A 16,835-nucleotide genomic window follows, 5' to 3' on the forward strand; every position below is an offset into this window, starting at 1 on the left:
ATATCCGGTCACGCAAATGTGTGCCTTTTACGAAGTATCGCGCAGCGGATACTACAGATACCTGAAATACAAACATTCCCCGGACAGGGATGCCATGCTCGCCCAAATGATCGCTGAATGCCACAGAAACGAGGAAAAATTCACGGTTACCGCTACATACAGCTGTGGCTCGAACGATACAAAGCGATCCACAGAAATCCCAAAACGATTCTTCGGGTGATGCGAAAATACGGGCTTAGCAGCGAAGTTCGCCGCAGACGTTGGCAAGGATGTGGGCACACGCTTCACCGCTATAGTAATTTGCTCAATCGTGATTTTAGGGCAGACAGCCCAAACCAGAAATGGGTGACCGACATTTCCTATATCCCTACTGGACAAGGCTTTGTCTATCTTTCTATCATCCGTGATTTATTTGACAACAGCATTGTCGCTTACAAGACCGATCGGCAACAGACAGTGTCTGTGGTGCTGAATACCATCCATGCAGCAATGGCACAAGAAAAGATCGCCGGGGAGCTGACCCTCCACAGCGATCAAGGGTTTCAATATACATCGCAAGCATACTTTAACCTAACTAAAGAGTATGGCATAACGCCCTCAATGTCAAGACGGGGAAATCCATACGACAACGCCCCTGCTGAAAATTTTTTCTCTATACTTAAAACGGAATGTATTGGTCGCCAAAAAATCCAGTCATTCGAACAGGCTGTGCAAATGATTGACGACTACATACATTTTTACAATTACGAGCGTTTCCAACTAAAATACCGTCTGACTCCGTTCGAAAAACGAAGTCAGACGGCGTAATCCTTTGATATTCTACGATTGGTCTTTCTTTTTCTTGTCTATTCCTCCTGGTGCCCTGCCTACCGGGCAGGGTCTTTTGATGCGAATGTCCCGCCGGCGGCAAACGCCGGCACCACTTTCCCAATATCACCCTCGATACAAATGGGATGGTCCGCAATCTCCTTCTGCAAGCGTCAAACAGGGTATGTTTTGGGGCCTTCCGCGAAGCTGAAGGTCTCTACCTCCTCGACATTGATATAAAAAAGCTCGAACACGGGGTTATCCGGGGCTTTATAGATGCCCTTGATGCCGGGGTTTTCGTCCAGCGCGCGTGTTTTCAACGCAAGGTCGTCCACAAAAACCGCTTTTCCATTGACGGAAACGACGGGTGAAAAATTGGGCGTATAGGTGCAGAAGGAAACGTAAGGGTTTGCCTTGATCTGCTTGTAGACCGGTTTTTCGTTGCTCGTGCAAAAATACACCTTGCCCCCGTCGGAAAATAAATACTGGAAGACGCGCGTCTTCGCTTTGCCCGCTTCCTGCGTCGCCAGTACGCCGTTGGGGTTTTCCTTTAATACTGCCGCAAAATCATACATGGTGTTAGTCCTCCATTTGTTTTTTTGGCGGGAAGGCTTGCGCTTTCCTGCCTGCAATTTTATAATAAAAGCATTAGTATCAAATGTAAAGTAGACACTTTAAAGTAACGTAGATTCCTTTTGGAAACTATTGGGAAGGGCAGTATGAACTGAAAAAACCGCTTGCGGGTATCTCGCAGAAGGTACTTACGCAGTATCTGCGCATTTTAGGGGAGAGGGGATCGTAAGCCGCAAGGTCTATGCGGAGGTTCCGCCGCGTGTGGAATATTCCCTGACCATCCGCGGCCGCAGCCTAAAGCCCATCCGCGGCGCGGTGGGGCGGGGAATACCAGCGCAGGGCAGGGAAAGGAGTAAATGCATAACGGGAGATACGGCGGTATGGGATCGAAAAAGGCTTCCACTGGAAGCCTTTTTTCAAGCGTAATGATAGCGCTTCTTTTTTGTCGCAAGGAAAAAAATGGTAACCGCCAAAGCGAGCGCTTCGGCAACGACGACCGCCAGCCAGATGCCGCTTACCCCAAGCAAAAGCGGCAGGACCAGCACGGCGGCAATCTGGAATACGAGCGTGCGCAGGAAAGAGATCGCCGCGGATACCGCACCGTTATTGAGGGCGGTAAAGAAGGCGGAGCCCCACACGTTGATGCCCATCATCAGAAAGGCGAGGGCATACAGCCGGAATCCGTGGCGGGTCATCTCAAACAACCCGGCATCGTAACTGACGAAGATACCCACCAGCGGGCCGGAGAAGACCTCCGCCAGCACCGTGAGAATGATGCCGGCTCCGCACACGAGAAGCAGGCTTTTTTTGAACAGGTTTTTCAGCTCCGCATGGTTCTGTGCGCCGTAATGGTAGCTGACGATGGGCGCGCTGCCGATAGAGTAGCCGAGGAAGATCGCCATAAAGATGAAGTTGACATACATGATGACACCATAGGCCGCGACGCCGTCCTCCCCCGCGAGCTTCATCAGCTGGAAGTTATAAAGGATGTTGACGATGGACATCGAAAGGTTCGTCACCATCTCTGAAGCCCCGTTCGCGCATGTTTTCAGCAGTACCCTGCCGTCAAAACGGGTCCGGGTCAGGCGGAGCAGGCTGTTGTTTTTTCGTGAAAAATACAGGATGGGAACCACTCCGCCGATTACTTCGCCGATCGCCGTGGCAATGGCCGCGCCTGCGATCCCCCAGCGAAAGACGGCGATGAACACGTAGTCGAGCACGATATTTGTAAGCCCGGCGGCGAGCGATACCCGAAGACTGAGCCCGGGCTTTTCCGCAGCGATAAAAAAGCTGTGGAATACGCTTTGCAGGATAAACGCCGTCATGGAGAGGAACAGGATCCTGCCATAAACGATACAATGATCGAGCAGCTCGCCCGTCGCCCCCAGAGCCTCCGAGATCGGGCGGATAAAGATGAACCCGGCTGCAGACAGCAGCCCGCCGAGTATAATTGCGGTATAAACCAGCATAGAAAAATAGCGCTGTGCCAGCTCGCGCTTTCCCTCGCCGAGGGTCTTAGACACGATCGCGCTGCCTCCGGTGCCGATCATAAAACCAACCGTCCCGATCCCCATCATTACAGGCATGATTAGGTTTACGGCGGCAAATGGCGTTTTCCCTACGTAGTTGGATACGAAAAAACCGTCCACGATGCTGTACAGGGAGGTAAAGATCATCATCAGGACAGGTGAAATAACAAAACGGAGCAGCCGTTTGTAGGTAAAATGATCCGAAAGCTTGATTCTCATTTGCGCACTCCTTTCAGATGATATAAAAAGTGCGTCTGGTTACTCTGAATAACCGGGCGCACCTGTTTTTTCCGATAAACCTATCGTTTCACTTGCAGGGAAGCAAACGTTACTTCAGGTGCTTTTGCAGTTCCGCATTCAGCAGGCCGTTGTATTTGCGGGTAAGCCGCGTCAGGAGCACGCGCTCCTCCGCCGGGAGCTCCATCCAGACCCGTTCCTCAAGCCGGAGCATATCGTCGATATACTGCCGCGAAAAGCGTTCGCCCTCCTCCGTAAGGACGATTTGCTTCACGCGCAGGTTATCCTCCTGCGCCTTAAGGCGCACCAGTCCCTTCTTCACAAGCTGCCGGAACGCGGAATTCACTGTCTGTTTGCTCATAAAGAGCCGCTCGCTGATCTCATGCTGCGTCAAGGCCCCCTCGCGGATCATCAGCAGCGACCAGTATTCGGCGTCGGACAGGCCGCACGTTTTGGACAAAACGGACCAAATCCGGTCAAGGTCCTTATAACCTGCCCGGTAGGCCTCGATGGTTCCATCTTTCAGCGGTTCTTTTTGCATCATAATCCTCCTGCTAGATAGTCCGAAAACAGAATGTATGAAGTCGGACTATTGTAGTATAAACTTTGAAATTTGGAATGTCAACAATAGGATAAAAAAACCGGAAAGAATTTCTTTCCGGTTTTAAGGGCAGCATCTGGCTTAGAAAAAACGGCTCTCTTCTTCGGACATCCACATATCCGGGTTTTTTCCAAGACAGGCCTTGAGCTTGTCGGTCGCGGCCGTCATCTGCTCCGCCAGCCTGGGGGAAAGCCTTGTTTCGAGCGCTTCAAGATTTTCAACCAGGCGCTGGGGACAGCGCGGCCCGGTAAGAACGCATTGTACGCCCGGCTGGTGATAAAGCCATGCAAGCGCTGCCGCAGGCATTGGAACGCCAGCCTCGGCGCAGATTTCCTTTAAGCTGCGAATGGCCTCGAAAGTTTCTTTTTCGCAGCCTTTTTCGCCGTGGGCCGCTTCCACACGCTCGCTGTTGAAAAAACGCAGCACCTTGAAATTGGAAGGGACGTCCTCCGCCTGATCGAACCTTCCGGAGAGAAGCCCCTGTGCGAGCGTGCTGTAACAGATGATTCCCACGCCGCTGTCCACGGTCTCCTGCTGGATGCCGTATTCGATCGCGCGCCATAAAAGGCTGTAAGGAAGCTGATGAATGGCGATTTCGTCCATGAGTCCAAGAGCCGCGACTCTGCGGATAGACCGAACGCCAAAATTGCTCATACCGATCGCGCGGATTTTTCCCTGCCGTTTAAGCTTTAACAGCGTGCCGAAGGTTTCTTCGAATGGAATCTCTCTGCTGGCAAAATGAGGGTAAAAAAGGTCAATATAGTCCGTCCCCATACGGCGGAGGCCGCGTTCCACCGTTTCGGTCAGGTCTTTTTCACGCAGCATATCGAGGTATGCCTTAGACGCAATGACGAATTTGTCCCGGCGGCCTTTCATGGCGCGGCCGAGCACTTCATCCGAATGGCCGCCGCCGTAAGAATCCGCAGTATCGAAAAAATTGATGCCAAGATCAAGCGCACGATCAATGGTGGCAAGGGATTCCCCGTCGTTTTCGCTGTTGGCCCAGTAATCGCCGCCGCCGAATGCCCAGCAGCCGAGCGCTATCACAGATACGTTTTCCGTCGTTGTTTTCAATTTAAAATAATTCAAGCTATGTCCCTCCCGATGTTTTTTGGAACAGTCTATTTTTAACCATAAATCCGGAATTTATGATTAAAATATGGACCGGGCAATGTCCCGGCGGGAAGATTCCTGAGGAATCGGGAGGCCTCCAAACGGGCCGGCGCAACAGGCCGCATGGGAAAGGAGCAGGAACGGACAAAGCGCCCGCACCTTGCAAGATGCCATGCCTGCGGCACAGGAGAATAAGCCGGCAATTGCTAAACAGGGAAAATGGGATCGAATGCGGCCAGGGGCTGAACCGGCCATGATACAAAAAGCGGGCGGGAATTTGATCCCGCCCGCTTTGGCCTACGCCTCGAAATGCTGTTTCAGGAAGGCGAGTGAATCGGCCAGCATCCGGTCCATCTCCGCTTCCGTAGCGCCGGGGAAGAAATCGTGCCACAAGTGTATATCCTTTGCGATCTGCCCGCCGTAGCGCATGAAAGGCTCGATGACCGCAAAACCGTCGAAATGCGCGTCGCGCAGGGCCTGGCCGATCTCCGCCCACGGCAGGGAACCGAGGCCGGGCAGCTTGCGGTTGCCTTCCCCGAGGTGCATATGCCCGAGCCGGCTGCCTGCAAGGCGGATTGCTCCGGGAAGGCTGTCCTCCTCGATGCTCATATGGAAGGTGTCAAGCAAAAGCTTCATGCTTGGGCTGCCGATACGCTCGAGGTACCGAAGCCCCTCTTCGCAGGTGTTGAGGATATAACCCTCATAGCGGTTCAGGATCTCGAGGGAACAGGTGGAGCCAAGATCCTCCGCGGCCCGGGCGAGTTCCCGAAGGGAATCGATGGAACGGTCCCACGCACGTTCCTTGTCGTTTTCGACGCTGAAATCCGCCGGCCAGAAGGTATACAGCGCGCCGATCATCATCCTGCAGCCGATGCCGTCCATCCGCTTCAGCACGTCCGTGAGGTAAGCGATCCCATGCTCCCGCGTGGCTTTGTCTTCGGAAGCAAGGTCCTGGTCGCGTGCCGGACCGATATTGACGGACAGCTCGAGGCCAAGGTCCACGGCCGCCCGCCTGAGCGCGTCCATCTCCGCCGCGTTCATCCTGCTCAGATGGTCTCCGCCGATCTCCATCACATCGAACCCGGCCTTTTTGATCTTTTCCGCGGTCTTCGGGTAATCGCAGGACCAGCCGTCCGACCAATAATGGTACAATAAACCGTATTTCATATCCTTGCTCCTTTATCTGATTATTATTGACAATTGATCCGGGAAATGCCTCCTGTCCGGAAAATCCGGCCGCCCGGCAGGCATTTTCTTTACCATAACGTATGGACGGTTAAATGTCAATGACAGTAAAAACAAATAAAAAACAATAAATCCAATAAAATTCCAACAATATGCAATTGACAACAAGATAGGCGGGTGCTATGCTGAAACTGGTTCCGTTCCACGCTGAACGGAGTGGAAAACAGTGGCGAAGGATGGTAAGGAAATGGATTTCAGGCTGGAGGCAATGCTCGGCGAACTGAAGGGAACGCTTGGTAAAATTGGCGGGGAACAGGCGGCGGAGTTTGCGCAGGCGGTATATGGGGCGCCGCGCGTATTCCTCGCGGGCTGCGGGCGCAGCGGCCTTATGGTACGGGCGTTTGCCATGCGCTGCATGCATATGGGCAAGACGGCGTATGTGCTTGGCGACGTGACTACGCCGGCAATCGCCGCGGGAGACCTGCTGGTGGTCGCGAGCGGCTCGGGCGAGACGGAAAGCCTTGTCTCCCACACGAGGAAGGCGAAAAAGCTGGGCGCAAAGGTCGCGGCGGTAACGATCTATCCGCAGGCGGCGATCGGCAGACTGGCAGACTGTACGGTATGGATCAACGCCCCCACCGCCAAATCCGAACAGGAAACGGGCGTCACATCCATCCAGCCTATGGGCTCGCTGTTCGAGCAGAGCCTGCTGCTGTTCCTCGACGCCACGATCGTCCGCATGATGGAGCTTGCCGGGGTAAGTCCGGCAGAAATGTTCCAAAACCACGCCAATCTTGAATAGGCAGGAAACGGGAAGGCCGCACCGCATATATGGACAGGCGGGCATAGAGGATGAAGCGTGGAATCCACCGTGGTGATAAAACCGAATTCCGCGCCCTCCTGTTTAACACATAACATAATAAGGGAAAAACTTGTCAAAAAACCGCCGAGAGGCGGTTTTTTGCTGCGCCCGGTTTGCGCACGCAGCAATCTTAACACCGTCTTAACACCGTTCCTTTCATCTTAACACCGCATTTATGGGAAACAAATTATAATCATCCTGTGACAAAATTTAGAGAAAAGGAGATAAAACTATGGGAACGGTTATGGTTGTTGCGGGCATAGCGATGCTCGCGATGCTCGGCTATCTTTTCTATGTTTTATTCAAAGGTGAGAAGCTATGAGCAGCGGGGTGATTCAAGACATCGTATATGTGATTGCCCTGATCGGCATCGGAATACCGCTCGGGATTTACATTTACAAGGTAATGACGGGGAAGCTTACCTGGAAGCCCATTGCGGCCCTTGAACGCTTCACCTACAAAGTTATGCGCATCAATCCGGAGGAAGAGCAGATCGCCGGGCGGTACGCGCTCTCGGCGCTGACGTTCTCGCTCTTTGGGTTTGCGGTCCTGTTTGCGTTGAATATGCTCCAGGGCTACCTGCCCTTTAACCCGGAAGGACTTCCGGGCACAAGCGCACACCTCGCGTATAATACGGCGGCAAGCTTCGTATCCAACACGAACTGGCAGGCGTATTCCGGGGAATCGACGCTGTCGTATCTCACGCAGATGGCAGGACTCACAGTACAGAACGTGGTGTCGCCGGCAGTCGGAACAGCGGTGCTGTTCGCGCTCATCCGCGGCTTCCAGCGCAGGGAAGCGGGGACGATCGGAAATTTCTGGGTAGACCTCGTACGCGCCACCTATTACGTGATGATCCCGCTTTCCATCATCGTAACGCTGATCCTCGTTTCGCAGGGTGTGATCCAGAACCTCAGCGCTTACGTGCATGCGACTACGCTCGAATCGGGCGCGGAGCAGATCATTCCGATGGGGCCGGCCGCAAGCCAGGTAGCCATCAAGCAGCTTGGCACCAACGGCGGCGGTTTCTTCGGTGTGAACTCGGCGATGCCGCTCGAAAACCCGACGCCGTTCTCAAACTTCGTGGAATGCCTGTCGTTGCTTCTCATTCCGGCGGCGCTGTGCTTCTCGTTCGGGCGGGCGGTTAAAGATTCAAAACAGGGCCGCGCGATCTTCATCGTTATGCTGGTGATCTTTCTGCTGGCCCTCATCGGAATGACCATGAGTGAAAACCTGGCTGCGCCTCAGTTTGACGGCGTTGCGCAGTCCGGCAGTATGGAAGGCAAGGAAGCGCGCCTTGGCGTCGATACGTCGGCATTGTGGGCGACGGCAACGACGTCGGCTTCCAATGGATCGGTCAACTCGATGCATGACAGCTATACGCCGCTGGCCGGCGGCATCCAGATGTTCCTGATGATGCTCGGTGAAGTCGTATTCGGCGGCGTGGGCTGCGGCCTTTACGGCATGCTGGCATTCGCCATCCTCACCGTGTTTATCGCGGGCCTGATGGTAGGACGTACGCCGGAATACCTTGGCAAGAAGATACAGGCGTTCGATATGAAGATGGTGTGCCTCGTCATCCTGACGCCTCCGCTCTGCCTGCTTTTGGGCACAGCGCTCTCGACCTTTGTGCCGACGGTTACGGACGACTTTACCAACACGGGCGCGCACGCGTACTCTGAACTGCTTTACGCGTATACGTCCGGCGCGGGCAACAACGGCAGCGCGTTTGCGGGCTTTAACGCAAACACGGTCTACAGCAACATGGGAATCGGTACGGTGATGCTGCTCGTCCGGTTTATTCCGATGGTAGCGGTGATCTTCCTTGGCGGAAACCTTGCGAAGAAGAAGCTGATCCCGGCCTCGAGCGGTACGCTTTCCACCTCGAACGCGATGTTCATCATCCTTTTGCTTCTTATCGTGTTCATCGTGGGTGCGCTCACGTTCCTGCCGGCGCTGGCACTCGGGCCGATCGCAGAGTTCTTTAAGACGCTGCCGACGTTAGGATAAGGGAGTTGAGACGATGAAAGAGAAAAAGACAAATCATTCGATTGGGCGCGACGCGTTCGCCCAGTCGTTCAAGAAACTTGCGCCGCGGACGCAGATCAAAAATCCGGTCATGTTCGTGGTATACATCGGCGCGATCTTTGTAACGGTCCTGTATTTCCTCGGATTCGCGGGGATGCGGGAGGAGGCGCCGTGGTATGTGCTGACAATCGCCGTTATCCTGTGGGCGACGGTGCTCTTTGCAAACGTCGCGGAAGCGGTCGCCGAAGGGCGCGGGCGCGCGCAGGCGGACAGCCTCAAAAAGGCGCGGCGCGACGTTGTGGCAAGGAAGCTGAAAACGGCGGACGTGAATTCCGAATATACGGAGGTGCTGTCTAAGGACTTAAAACCGGGCGACATCGTGCTCGTTAAGGCGAACGAGCAGATCCCGATGGACGGCGAGGTTATCGAGGGCGTGGCCTCCGTGGACGAAAGCGCGATCACGGGCGAATCCGCCCCGGTGATCCGCGAATCGGGCGGCGACAGGAGCGCCGTTACGGGCGGCACTACGGTGGTGTCCGACTGGCTGGTCGTCAAGGTGACGGCCAGGGCGGGCGAAAGCTTCCTCGATAAGATGATCGCCATGGTCGAGGGCGCGGCGCGCAAAAAGACGCCGAATGAGATCGCCCTCCAAATACTTCTCGTAACGCTCACGATCATTTTCCTGATCGTATGCGCGACGCTGCTTCCCTTCTCGAGCTTTGTCAGCAGCCTCGAGGGGGCGGGACACGCGATCAGCCTTACAAACGTAGTTGCATTGCTGGTCTGCCTTGCGCCGACCACCATCGGCGCGCTGCTCTCCGCGATTGGTATCGCTGGTATGAGCAGGCTGAATCAGGCGAACGTGCTCGCGATGAGCGGACGCGCGATCGAGGCGGCGGGCGACGTTGACGTCCTGCTGCTCGACAAGACGGGCACCATTACGCTCGGCAACCGCCAGGCAAGCGAATTTTTGCCGGTGAAGGGCGTGACCGAGGTGGAGCTTGCCGATGCGGCGCAGCTTTCCTCCATCGCGGACGAGACGGCGGAAGGCCGCAGCATCGTCGTACTGGCAAAAGAACGCTTCAATATCCGCGGACGAGACCTTTCCGCGGCGAATGCGGAATTCATCGAATTTTCGGCAAAAACACGCATGAGCGGTATCAACCTCGGCGGAGACGAGATCCGCAAGGGCGCCGCCGAAGCGGTCAAGGCGTATGTGGAAAGTAAAGGCGGTGCCTATCCGCAGGATTGTGCGGATTTGGTGCGGCAGGTCGCGGAAAAGGGCGGCACGCCGCTTGTCGTTGCCAAAAACAGCCAGGTGATGGGCGTCATCTACCTGAAGGATATCGTCAAGAACGGGGTCAAGGAAAAATTCGACGACCTGCGCAAGATGGGCATCAAAACCATCATGATTACGGGCGACAACCCGACGACAGCCGCGGCGATTGCGGCGGAAGCGGGTGTGGACGACTTTATGGCGGAAGCGACCCCGGAAGCAAAGCTGGAGCTGATCCGCAAATACCAGGCGGAAGGGCACCTCGTCGCCATGACGGGCGACGGTACGAACGACGCGCCCGCGCTCGCGCAGGCAGACGTTGCAGTGGCGATGAACTCGGGCACGCAGGCCGCGAAAGAAGCGGGCAACATGGTCGATCTCGACTCCAGCCCCACAAAGCTGATCGACGTCGTACGTATCGGCAAACAGCTGCTGATGACGCGCGGCTCGCTCACGACGTTCTCCATCGCCAACGACATCGCAAAATATTTCGCGATCATCCCGGTGCTGTTCGCCGGTATCTTTCCGCAGCTCGAGGCAATGAACTTCATGGGCCTTACAAGCGCGACGACGGCGATCCTTTCCGCGATCATCTATAATGCGGCGATTATCGTGGCGCTGATCCCGCTGGCACTCAAGGGTGTAAAATACCGGGAGAAGCCGGCAAAGACAATCCTTGCGCACAACATGCTGGTTTACGGCCTTGGCGGCGTGGTCGCCCCGTTTATTGCGATCAAGCTGCTGGATATGCTGCTCACGGCCTGCGGGATTCTGTAAAAAACGGACGGATTTCCGGGCGCGGGACCTTCCCGCGCCCGCGGGGGCCGGAACGCGGCAAACAGACGATAAAGGAAGAAGGAGTCTGAAATGGAAGAGAAAAAAAGTACGAATACAAAACCGAGGATATGGATCGCGGGCCTTATATGCGCGGTGTTCATGACGGTGTTCTGCGGGCTTATTTACCCGCTCGCCATGACGGGAATCGCGCAGCTCACCATGCCCCGCCAGGCAAACGGGAGCCTCATCTATGTAGAGGAGGACGACGGGAGCGTGGTATGCTACGGCTCCGAACTGGTCGGGCAGGAGTTTACCGGGCCGCAGTACCTGATCGGCAGGCCGGACACGGGCAGCGCGGCGGCGTCCAACCTTTCGGCTGTTTCTGAAGAACAAGCGGCGCTCGTACAGGAGCGCATCGACTGGTGGCACGAGCTCGACCCGCAAAACACGGCGGATATCCCGATGGAGCTCGTAACGGCGTCGGGCAGCGGCCTTGACCCGCACATCTCGCCTGCGGCGGCGGAATACCAGGTGCCCCGCATCGCGCGCGAACGCGGAATGGGCGAGGATGAGGTGCGCGCGGTCATCGCAAAGCACACGGACGGAAAAGATTTCGGCTTCATGGGCGAAGACCGCGTGAACGTGCTGATGGTGAACCTTGAACTGGACGGAAAAAAGATTATCAGCTGACCTGTGAAAGAGGGAAAGATTATGTATGACGAGAGTGAAAGGCCGAACCCGGATGAACTGCTGCGGCAGATCGGTACGGAGGAGGCGCCGGACCGGATGGGAAAATTAAAGATATTCTTCGGATATTCCGCAGGCGTTGGAAAAACCTACGCAATGCTGCGGGCGGCGCACGACTGCCTTGACAGCGGGATCGACGTAGTCGTCGGTTATATCGAGCCACACACGCGTGCGGAAACGATGAAGCTGGTGGAAGGACTGCCTGTCCTTCCCACCAGGCAGGTGAGCTATAAAAATATCGTCCTCAATGAATTCGACCTCGACGGCGCGCTGAAACGCCATCCGCAGCTTATCCTGGTGGATGAACTCGCGCATACGAACGCGCCGGGCGTGCGCAACAAAAAGCGTTACCAGGACGTGGAGGAGCTGCTGAACGCTGGAATCGACGTCTATACGACGGTAAATGTACAGCATCTCGAAAGCCTCAACGATATCATCAAGGATATCACGCACATCGAGGTGCGTGAAACGATCCCCGATTATATCTTCGACAAAGCGGACAGCGTAGCTCTCGTGGATATCGAGCCGGAGGAGCTCTTAAAACGCTTCGAGGAAGGCAAAATCTATCGGCCCGAGCGGGTTGTGACGGCGATGAACAACTTTTTCACGCGGCAGAACCTCTCTACCCTGCGTGAAATATCGATGCGCCGCACGGCGGACCGTATCTATGGGCGGGATGGGAAGGCGATGGAGAAGAGCGTGAGCGAAAGACTGCTCGTGCTTCTTTCTCCCTCGCCTTCTTCCGCTAAAAACCTGCGCGTAGGCGCGCGTATGGCCGAGGCCTACCACGCCAAGTGGGAAGCGCTGTATGTGGAGACGCGCACCAAGCTCACACCCGAGCAGGGCAAACTGCTGCGCGATAATATGAACCTTGCCGAGCAGCTCGGTGCCGAGGTTGTGACGATGTATGGGGAAAACCTTGCCGAGGTGGTCGCAGCGCACGCGAACCTGACAGGCGTGACCAACGTTATCATTGGGAAGACGCGGAATAAAAAGCACCTGAAAGATTTTTTCAAAGAAGACTTTGAGGACCAGCTCATCGGTTTGCTGAAAAGCGCGGAGCTGCATATCATCCCGGATTCGGATAACGCCGGGACGAAATATAAAAGACCGGCCAAACAGGGCAGCCGCAAGGATTTCGGCCTTCTCGAGCAGCGGACGCAGATACTCTATGAGATCAGCAAAAAACTGCTGGCGACGCGCGGCCTCATGAACATTATCTCCGGCATGAACGAATATATCTCGCGGATACTCGAACGCTCCGTCATCTTTTACCTGCCGGATATGAACGAGCCGGGCGTGTTCTGGCAGGCGGAATTTGACCAGGACGCTTCCTTTCTTTTAGGGGACGATGAAAAAGCGGTGGCCAAATGGGTGCTGCTTAATAAAAAGCGCGCGGGCGCGGGAACAGACACCCTGATGGGCGCGGGCGCGTTCTATATGCCGATCATGTCGCAGGGCGCCGTGCTCGGCGTGATGGGCGTATCGTGCAGGAAAGGCCTGCTTTCGCAGGATCAGCGGATGCTGCTGCGCATGATCGCCTCGCAGATCGCGATGGCTCTCGAGCGCCAGCGGCTGTCGGACGAACAGCTCAAATATAACCTTGAGCTCCAGCGCGAAAAACTCAAGGAAGACTGGATGAAAAACCAGGAATAGGGTTGCGGTTTCCGGAAAATCGTTTATGATAAGAAAAAAGACCGGAAAACGGATAGGAACGGGAAATGAAACAATCGAAAAAACAGACGGTAGCAACGAACATTCTGAAAACAGCTGCGGTTCTGGCGCTGTGTACGGCCGTGGCCTACCTGTTTAACCTCGCGGGGCTGCGGACGGAGAACATCTCCATGGTCTATCTCGTGGGGGTGCTTCTCATTACGATGGCAACGGAGCGGCTGTTATACGGGATCGCCGCTTCGGTCGCCAGTATTTTTGCCTATAATTTTTTCTTTACGGCGCCGACGTTTACATTCCGGGTAAACGACCCGAATTATATCGTGACGCTGGTGATCCTGCTTGCGGGCTCGTTTATCGTGAGCCTTCTTACAAGCAAGCTCCACAGGCATGTGGCCGAGGCGCAGTACCGGGAAAAACAAATGCGTTCCCTGTATGATATCAGCACGAGCTTTCTTGGCGTGTCCGGGATGGACGACATCGTGCGCTATGGCATGAACGGGCTTTCCAGGCTGGAAAACCGCCAATGTATCATCTATACCGCGCGGGACCTTTCAATGGGAAAGCACGCTGCGGCGGAGCTGGAGGAAAACGAGGCGGCGCGGTGGTGCTTCGAGAACGTGAAACCGTGCGGCTGCGGGACCGATTACTTTTCCGGGTCGCAATGGATGTACCTTCCGATCCGGAGCGGAAACGAGGTATACGGCGTCGCCGGGATACACTGCGGGGATACGGCTCCCGCTCCGGGGGAGATGCTGATGATCCAGACGGTCGTCTCGCAAATTTCCGGCGCGATGCAGCGGGAAACGCTGTACCGTCAGCAGGAGGAGAGCAAGCTGCGGATCGAAAAGGAGCGCCTGCGGAACAACCTGCTGCGCGCCATCTCACATGACCTGCGGACGCCGCTCACCGGCATCGCAGGCTCGGCGAGCTTTATCGCGGACAGCGTGAAGAATCTTTCGGAGGAGCAGATATTGAGCCTGGTTGGGGATATCCGCAGCGACGCGCAGTGGCTCAACAATATGGTAGAAAACCTGCTCAACATGACGCGCATTTCGGAGGGAGAGCTTGTCCTCAAAAAACAGCCGGAGGTGGTAGACGACGTCGTCAGCGAGGCCTACCGCCGCATCGAGAGGCTGAAAGGGGAGCGGGATATCTCCATCAATATGCCGGATACGGTGATGGAAGTGCCGATGGACGGAAGGCTCGTCATCCAGGTGCTCGTGAACCTGCTCGACAACGCCGTAAAATATACGCCCGAGCACGCGCACATCGACCTGCGCGCCTATCCGGAAAGCGGATATATGGTGTTTGAGGTCTCCGACGATGGAAAGGGGATAGACCCTTCCATTTTAGATAAGGTATTCGACAACTTTGTGACGGCCCCCGCGTTGAGCGGGGACGCGAAGCGCGGGATGGGCATCGGCCTTGGCATCTGCAAATCCATCGTGGAAGCGCACGGCGGCGTGATCGTTGCCATGAATAACGACCGCGGCGGAGCGACGTTTAAATTCGCCCTGCCCTTGGAGTGAGGAAAAATGGAAGATACGCGTATTTTGATTATTGAAGACGACCAGACGATACTCAATTTCCTGAGCATATCGCTTAAAACGAACGGCTACCGCTTTGAAGCGGCGAAGACCGGACTTGACGGCATTTCCCTTGCGCTTGCCAACAATCCGGATGTGATCCTGCTCGACCTCGGGCTGCCGGATATCGATGGGCTGGAAGTTTTAAGGCAGGTGCGCCAGGCGTCGGACGTGCCCGTTATCGTGGTATCGGCGCGCGGGCAGGAACGTGAAAAGGTGGAAGCGCTCGACGCGGGCGCGGACGACTATATCACCAAGCCTTTCAGCATCGGCGAGCTTCTTGCCCGGGTGCGGGTGGCGCTTCGGAAGCGCGCGCCGCGTCCGGCGGTAAAGGAAACCTTTGAACTGGACGGGCTGGTGATCGACTTTGAAAAGCGCAGGGTCACGGTGGACGGCAGGGACGTGCATCTTACGCCCATCGAATATAAACTGCTTACCCTGTTGGTGGAAAACAGGGGCAAGGTGCTGACGCACAGCTTTATCAACAAACAGGTGTGGGGCTACGAATATACGGAGGATTCCCAGTCGCTGCGCGTATTCATGGCGAACATCCGCCGCAAGATCGAGAAAAACACCGCCAAGCCGCGCTATATCATGACGGAGGTGGGCGTGGGCTACCGTTTCGCGGATGAATGAGGGCCGCTGAAAAAATCTGCCTTAAAGTAAAAAAGGATACCGTTTGCAGCGGTATCCTTTTTATTCATGCTTTATTTCAGCGGGCGGCTCCATATTCCGCGAGCGCCCTTTCATAGGCCGCCTTCGTGCGCTCGTCAAAGCACGCCATCGTAATCTCCATGTCCGGATGCTCCCGCAAAAAAGCGAGGATCGTTTCCGTGGCGGTCCGCGCCGCGCGTTCCAAAGGAAAATGGTAGACGCCAGTGCTGATGGATGGAAAAGCGACCGTTTTTGCGCCGTATTCCGCCGCAAGACGCAGGCTGCTTAAATAGCTCCCCGCAAGCAGCGCGTCTTCGCCTGCGGTTCCGCCCCGCCAGATAGGGCCGGGCGTGTGGATTACATAATTTGCGGGCAGGCGGTAGCCCTTGGTTATTTTTGCTTTTCCGGTCCCGCACCCGTGGAGCGTGCGGCATTCTGCGAGCAGCTCCGGTCCGGCTGCCCGGTGGATCGCCCCGTCTACGCCGCCCCCGCCGAGAAGAGAGGTGTTCGCCGCGTTGACGATCGCGTCCACATGCTGCTCCGTAATATCTCCCAAAATGATCCTGTAGCCCATATCAACGCCTCCTGATCGCTTCTGCGGGGCAGTTTTCCACACACAATCCGCAGTGCAGGCAGTTTTCCTGCCGGATCGCATAAGGCTCGCCCGCATCAATGCACTGCTGCGGGCACAGCCCGGCGCAGATGCCGCATGAGATACACGCATCCGTGATCTCATAGCCCTTTTTGTGTTCGGCGGGATGGCCAAGGAAAAATGTTTCCCGGTAAACGGGCGTCTCCGAGAGGTTGAAATATTCGCCCTGCCCTTCATACAGGCAAAACACTTCGAGGATGTTCCTGCTGTCCCCCGGATAAACCCCGTTCATAGACGGATTCGTCTCGAAGATGCGCGTGAGCAGCTCCTGCGAAACCCGTTTTACCCTGCCGCGCAGGGTCAGCATTTCCCAGTTTTTTGTCAGCCCCGTCACAGAAACAAACTGTTGCTCCATGAGCTGGCTGTAAAAGTCCTTGCCGCGCGCCGTGAGGAAATACAGACCGTCCTCCTCCACGCGCATCACGTCAATGATGCGCGTCGCAGGCCTGCCCTCCCCGTCCAGCGTCGCAAACGTGCAGTCCTTTATTTCCCGCATCATTTGCAGGTATTCCTTTGTTCCCATGCGCTATGCCC

The 16,835-nt window shown here is 55.7% G+C and carries 16 protein-coding genes and 1 pseudogene; 10 read left to right on the plus strand and 7 right to left on the minus strand.

What is annotated here, in order from left to right; genetic code table 11:
* The first annotated feature begins 117 nt into the window (after positions 1-117).
* On the plus strand, positions 118-807 hold the full coding sequence (locus B1H56_RS11535; RefSeq protein ID WP_121419005.1) for an IS3 family transposase: 690 nt from the start codon (positions 118-120) through the stop codon (positions 805-807).
* A 173-nt stretch (positions 808-980) separates the two neighbouring features.
* Here B1H56_RS11535 and B1H56_RS11540 read toward each other — a convergent pair whose 3' ends face one another.
* The gene (locus tag B1H56_RS11540; RefSeq protein WP_066519958.1) at positions 981-1,382 is read right to left on the minus strand and encodes a pyridoxamine 5'-phosphate oxidase family protein; all 402 of its coding nucleotides are present in this window, start codon (positions 1,380-1,382) and stop codon (positions 981-983) included.
* Between the two features lie 220 nt (positions 1,383-1,602).
* Between B1H56_RS11540 and B1H56_RS15190 the strand changes: the two genes are divergently transcribed.
* A complete protein-coding gene (locus B1H56_RS15190) occupies positions 1,603-1,806 on the plus strand; it encodes a winged helix-turn-helix transcriptional regulator (protein WP_320864003.1) in 204 nt (67 codons plus the stop codon).
* Here the strand turns inward: B1H56_RS15190 and B1H56_RS11550 are convergent.
* The 4 genes from B1H56_RS11550 to B1H56_RS11565 form a co-directional block, all read right to left on the minus strand.
* A complete protein-coding gene (locus B1H56_RS11550) occupies positions 1,797-3,128 on the minus strand; it encodes an MATE family efflux transporter (protein ID WP_066519960.1) in 1,332 nt (443 codons plus the stop codon). The two genes, B1H56_RS15190 and B1H56_RS11550, sit on opposite strands and share 10 nt — an antisense overlap.
* Positions 3,129-3,237: 109 nt before the next feature.
* Positions 3,238-3,690 (minus strand): MarR family winged helix-turn-helix transcriptional regulator, encoded by a 453-nt coding sequence (locus B1H56_RS11555; protein WP_082771118.1) that lies wholly within the window; start codon positions 3,688-3,690, stop codon positions 3,238-3,240.
* Between the two features lie 138 nt (positions 3,691-3,828).
* Positions 3,829-4,836 (minus strand): aldo/keto reductase, encoded by a 1,008-nt coding sequence (locus tag B1H56_RS11560; RefSeq protein WP_066519965.1) that lies wholly within the window; start codon positions 4,834-4,836, stop codon positions 3,829-3,831.
* 321 nt (positions 4,837-5,157) lie between these two features.
* Positions 5,158-6,027, minus strand: coding sequence for a D-psicose 3-epimerase (locus B1H56_RS11565; protein ID WP_066519968.1), 870 nt, complete (start codon positions 6,025-6,027; stop codon positions 5,158-5,160).
* A 244-nt stretch (positions 6,028-6,271) separates the two neighbouring features.
* Here B1H56_RS11565 and hxlB point away from each other — a divergent pair, with 244 nt between their 5' ends.
* The 8 genes and pseudogenes from hxlB (at position 6,272) to B1H56_RS11605 (ending at position 15,631) form a co-directional block, all read left to right on the plus strand.
* Complete coding sequence (gene hxlB, locus B1H56_RS11570) at positions 6,272-6,847, plus strand: 6-phospho-3-hexuloisomerase (protein ID WP_242862024.1); 576 nt, start codon at positions 6,272-6,274, stop codon at positions 6,845-6,847.
* Between the two features lie 292 nt (positions 6,848-7,139).
* Positions 7,140-7,229, plus strand: a complete 90-nt coding sequence (locus B1H56_RS15195; protein ID WP_066519970.1) for a K+-transporting ATPase, F subunit — start codon at positions 7,140-7,142, stop codon at positions 7,227-7,229.
* The gene (kdpA, locus tag B1H56_RS11580) at positions 7,226-8,917 is read left to right on the plus strand and encodes a potassium-transporting ATPase subunit KdpA (RefSeq protein ID WP_066519972.1); all 1,692 of its coding nucleotides are present in this window, start codon (positions 7,226-7,228) and stop codon (positions 8,915-8,917) included. The genes B1H56_RS15195 and kdpA overlap by 4 nt, the downstream gene beginning before the upstream one ends.
* A 13-nt stretch (positions 8,918-8,930) precedes the next feature.
* Entirely contained in the window at positions 8,931-10,988 is a 2,058-nt protein-coding gene (gene kdpB, locus B1H56_RS11585; protein WP_066519978.1) for a potassium-transporting ATPase subunit KdpB, read from the plus strand.
* A gap of 90 nt (positions 10,989-11,078) precedes the next feature.
* The gene (gene kdpC / locus B1H56_RS11590; protein ID WP_066519979.1) at positions 11,079-11,678 is read left to right on the plus strand and encodes a potassium-transporting ATPase subunit KdpC; all 600 of its coding nucleotides are present in this window, start codon (positions 11,079-11,081) and stop codon (positions 11,676-11,678) included.
* A gap of 21 nt (positions 11,679-11,699) precedes the next feature.
* A pseudogene (locus B1H56_RS11595) lies at positions 11,700-13,307 on the plus strand (GAF domain-containing protein); the annotation flags it as partial.
* A gap of 149 nt (positions 13,308-13,456) precedes the next feature.
* The gene (locus B1H56_RS11600; protein WP_066519984.1) at positions 13,457-14,938 is read left to right on the plus strand and encodes a DUF4118 domain-containing protein; all 1,482 of its coding nucleotides are present in this window, start codon (positions 13,457-13,459) and stop codon (positions 14,936-14,938) included.
* A gap of 6 nt (positions 14,939-14,944) precedes the next feature.
* Positions 14,945-15,631, plus strand: coding sequence for a response regulator (locus tag B1H56_RS11605; protein ID WP_066519992.1), 687 nt, complete (start codon positions 14,945-14,947; stop codon positions 15,629-15,631).
* Positions 15,632-15,707: 76 nt separating this feature from the next.
* Here B1H56_RS11605 and B1H56_RS11610 read toward each other — a convergent pair whose 3' ends face one another.
* Together B1H56_RS11610 and B1H56_RS11615 are read right to left on the minus strand one after the other, a co-directional pair.
* On the minus strand, positions 15,708-16,223 hold the full coding sequence (locus tag B1H56_RS11610; protein WP_066519994.1) for an O-acetyl-ADP-ribose deacetylase: 516 nt from the start codon (positions 16,221-16,223) through the stop codon (positions 15,708-15,710).
* A 1-nt stretch (position 16,224) separates the two neighbouring features.
* On the minus strand, positions 16,225-16,824 hold the full coding sequence (locus B1H56_RS11615) for a 4Fe-4S binding protein (RefSeq protein WP_066519997.1): 600 nt from the start codon (positions 16,822-16,824) through the stop codon (positions 16,225-16,227).
* Positions 16,825-16,835 lie beyond the last annotated feature (11 nt).

Origin of the sequence: Christensenella minuta (assembly GCF_003628755.1) — a bacterium.
GTDB lineage: Bacteria > Bacillota > Clostridia > Christensenellales > Christensenellaceae > Christensenella > Christensenella minuta.